Source organism: Nitrosomonas oligotropha (genome assembly GCF_900106555.1).
Lineage (GTDB): Bacteria > Pseudomonadota > Gammaproteobacteria > Burkholderiales > Nitrosomonadaceae > Nitrosomonas > Nitrosomonas oligotropha_A.
On sequence record NZ_FNOE01000063.1, the window covers coordinates 1 to 3,299 of the forward strand.

Consider the following 3,299-nt stretch of genomic DNA (forward strand, 5'->3'; position numbering starts at 1 on the left):
GCTGTCTTTCGACAGTGGTGTACCGGTGTTGATACTAACTTCTCTTACAGTTTGGTAAAGACTGGAATTACCGCGCCAGCAATACTGTTGATATAGCGATTGCCTGCTTCATCCCAGGTCATCAACAATCCGCCAAAACGGCTTTCAGGGTCACCCAACAGTGCCATCAAACGTTGTACTTCCCACAACGCATCTTTGGCTTCCATCTTAACTTCACGGGTTTCTCCAGGTTGAACGCCTCTGTCATCATCCATCGATAAGCCGGTTGCTACCAGTTCTCTTGGATAGTCAGGATCCAGGTGTTTACGGCCCAGTTCGTTCACAAAGCGTACGCCCGCTGTCGTGAATTCACCAATGTTGACCGCTGTGTCACCGTTGTTGGTGATTTCCATCGTTACACGCAGTGCACGGCCAGGTACGTCGTAGTTAGCGTGCGTTACTTTGATTGCAACCGGATTCGGTGCAATCGGTAACGGTGCTACTTTCGATTCGCCAGCTTGGATCGGTACTGTGTATGGATGTACGCTTTCGGTGTAACGATAGCCGCCCCAAACAATCGCGCAGGTCAGTATTGCAACTGCCATACCTACTTTTCTGTCCGTTGGGGAGGTTAACAGTTCGTCACCATACGCCAGCAGTACGCGGCTACGTGGCAGGAACATCGGTTTCGCTACAAAGTAGCCAATCCAGAAGCAGCCTAAGCCTAGCCATACGATGTGCCAGAATATACCATTGCTGAAGTTGAACGTTTCCAGGTCAATGGTTTTACCTGTCAGTGTGGTCACTGGGTTGGTAAAGTCATCCCAGCTGCCGGAGATGTTCATCCAAGAGGCTGGACCTGCAATAGGACCTGCATCTTTGATGTTTACCATCGCGTGCATGTGGTGGCGTCCTGGAATACGGGCTTTCAGCCTGACTTCAAATGCATAGTCACGGCCAATTTCCAAAGGACCTGAAATAAACGTTGGTTCGCCGTTCAGTTTGGTGCTTAAACGTACAAACACCGGGCTTGGGCTACCTACGTTAAAGAAGGCGCGGGTTGGTTTACCTACCGCACGTGGCCAGTCTTCAGCTAAGTGAAAGTTACCGGTCATCGTCGCAATGTCGTTGACTTTGGTGACTTTCGGTTGCCATTTCAAGTCGTACCATTGAATACTACGCATACGCAGGAACGGTTCTTGTGAGCGTTCACCGTGTGCCGCTGCCGTCTTAACATCTACCGTCAGCGTCATCGCCAGCGATGCCGCTCCAATCGCTGCTCCATACAGGCCTAATACGCCCAGTTTAAATATGCTTCTTATATTCATTATCTAATCCCCTGTGCAAAGCCTTTTTCACCAAACGCGGTTACGTCGTTCTTCATTGATATGCGTCCTCTTTCGCCTTTAACATAGTAGAAAGCGGTGCAGTACAGTTTGCCAAAGTACCACCATACGCAGAACATCAACATGGATACGAACGCTGCGAAGAACGCTGCAATCACTGTGGTGTGTCCACCAAAGGTACGCAGTGAGCCTTGCTCAATCAGGCGAACATATTCAGGCGTACCGGTACGTACGTACAGGAAACCTGTGTAGTCAGCTACTGATAACAGTACGCCTTCTACAACCACTGGTAAGTGGGTTGGGCCAAATATCGGCCAGTTGCCTGGGTAGAAGAATAGTCCAAAGAATCCGCCGCCTAACAGGGCTGTGATCAGCCAGTTACCGGTCAGCAACATGATCGTGTCCATCATCAATGCACCTGGAATCATGGTCGATGGCAGTACAAAGTTGATCGGATAGTGTGACCACCAGTAGAAGCCCCAGTAACGGGTCAGCCATTCACCTACTAACAGGCATACGATACAGAGTGTCGCGCCAAATGGCAGGCGATAGTTTACCCACAGGTAATACATCAGTGCTGCACAGTACATGATACCTACAATCGGTGTCACTACTGGCCACCATTGACGGTCTTTCCAGTCAAGCCAGAAATCCCAGTCACCTGCTAACAACATAAAGTGCATGTGATAGGTTCCTACCAGCAGAATACACAGAATCGGAAAATATACCGCATCTATGTATCTGGACATCTTGACCGCTTCCGGCACCATCTTGGCCGCTGCTAAAATTTCGTCTGTTCTACTCACTAGACCCTCCCTTCTTCATTTCGTGTGATATTAAATTATGAAAACTTGACGATTCCCTTGCTTCTTCTTGTCGTCTGCTTTTTGCTCGTTTTCATCACTGCATAGTAACTTAAGTCTTCTTATCCTTCCGCCCGTATCACAGGCTGGAAGGATGTGTTGCATTCAGAGAATTAAGGAACGATACGGTTGTTCAGAATGTCTCTGCTTGAGCCGTTCCAGGTTACGTCAGTCAGGTTTGAGTAACGGGTAATGATTTGTGCTGCAATACCACCCGAGAATAAACCTGCCCAGCCCAGAATCACAAAGCCCCAGTGCAGCGGTGCGCTGAACAGTTCTTCCATGAACCAGAATGCATGACCCCATTCGTTCAAACCTACGTTTGGCAGAATCATCAATGGGCCAGCAATTGCCATAACCAGCGGGAACGATGTGCCGCGGCTGTACAGTGGCAGACGGGTCATCGCGTACAGGTATGATGCTACGCCACATACGATGTACATTGGGAATGAACCATAGAACACGACTACGTGACTTGGTGTGAAGCTGGTGTCACGAATAATCACTTGGTGCCATGATGCATCTTGTTCGGTGAAGAAGCTACCGCCCCAGTAAACACCAAACAGATACACGCCCAGCCACATCATCCAGTAGAAATAACGTTTGATTTCCAGCTTGGTGTCTAAGTTGTCCAGTTGTTCTTTGGTGTCACGGGTTTTCAGTATCCAACCCCAGGTTACTAACGCAAACAAAGGCATCAGGGTCATGTGTACGCGCCACAGGCCCATCCATACTTTGTCAAATTCCGGTTCCATCGAGTCCATACCGTGTGAGTATGCAAACGTTCTTTGGTACCAGATCCAGAATATCGCTACCAACAGCATTGTTAACATGCCCAGTTTGTAGTACTTAGAGTCGTACCACAGTGACATGTCATAGCTTGCGCTTGATGCACTTGACGTGCCGTAAGTTGTTGCCATGTTTCTACCTCCTAACTGTTAATCAAAACTACTTCTCGTTCTTTTACTCTTCTACTTCTAATACTAATTAATTAGTACTGCTTTTATCTCGGCAGTTAAATTAACCTATTTTTACCCTTAATTTAACCACGCCTCTCAGGCTAGTCGACCTTACCCCTCAAAGTCAAGTCATTTGTCATAAAATCTCCTCC

At 48.1% G+C, this 3,299-nt stretch carries 3 protein-coding genes; all 3 read right to left on the minus strand.

Annotation, left to right across the window (positions count from 1 at the left end):
* Window positions 1–44: 44 nt before the first annotated feature.
* On the minus strand, window positions 45–1,307 hold the full coding sequence (locus tag BLU57_RS15465) for a methane monooxygenase/ammonia monooxygenase subunit B (RefSeq protein WP_090322873.1): 1,263 nt from the start codon (window positions 1,305–1,307) through the stop codon (window positions 45–47).
* Window positions 1,307–2,131: a methane monooxygenase/ammonia monooxygenase subunit A gene (locus tag BLU57_RS15470; protein WP_090322876.1), complete on the minus strand. Its 825-nt coding sequence runs from the start codon at window positions 2,129–2,131 to the stop codon at window positions 1,307–1,309. The genes BLU57_RS15465 and BLU57_RS15470 overlap by 1 nt, the downstream gene beginning before the upstream one ends.
* Before the next feature lie 170 nt (window positions 2,132–2,301).
* Entirely contained in the window at window positions 2,302–3,108 is an 807-nt protein-coding gene (locus tag BLU57_RS15475; protein ID WP_090322878.1) for a methane monooxygenase/ammonia monooxygenase subunit C, read from the minus strand.
* Window positions 3,109–3,299: the final 191 nt, after the last annotated feature.

What these genes read in the sequence shown, in the direction of transcription:
- BLU57_RS15475 (WP_090322878.1), bottom strand. Translation starts at nt 3,108, where the DNA reads ATGGCAACAACTTACGGCACGTCAAGTGCATCAAGCGCAAGCTATGAC.
- BLU57_RS15465 (WP_090322873.1), bottom strand. Translation starts at nt 1,307, where the DNA reads ATGAATATAAGAAGCATATTTAAACTGGGCGTATTAGGCCTGTATGGA.